This window comes from Pseudomonas sp. SIMBA_041, from assembly GCF_046535095.1.
GTDB classification, from domain to species: Bacteria; Pseudomonadota; Gammaproteobacteria; order Pseudomonadales; family Pseudomonadaceae; genus Aquipseudomonas; species Aquipseudomonas mucoides.
This window is the reverse complement of the sequence record NZ_JAWRXJ010000242.1, coordinates 1-276: the sequence shown is the minus strand read 5'-3', so window position 1 is coordinate 276 and position 276 is coordinate 1. Positions and strand designations below refer to the sequence as shown.

Annotated in this window: 1 protein-coding gene; it reads left to right on the top strand. The window is 47.5% G+C overall.

Annotated features, from left to right (window positions below; genetic code table 11):
- The coding region (locus tag SB725_RS31025) for a histidine kinase (protein ID WP_410923224.1) at positions 1-276 on the top strand (276 nt) is incomplete at both ends.

Genomic DNA, 276 nt, shown 5'->3' with positions numbered 1-276 from the left:
AAAATAGTCACGTTTCATCATCAGAACCGCTGCTTAACAGCGTTTCGTCGATGCTGGGACGCGGTTTGTACTTTAATCAGGCGCAGAAGCATTTTCAGCAATTATTGTTGATGGAAGAACGTGCGACCATCGCCCGCGAATTGCACGACTCGCTGGCTCAGGTACTTTCTTACTTACGTATCCAGTTGACGTTACTGAAGCGTTCGATACCGGAAGATAACGCCACCGCACAAAGTATCATGGCCGATTTTTCCCAGGCGTTGAATGATGCTTATC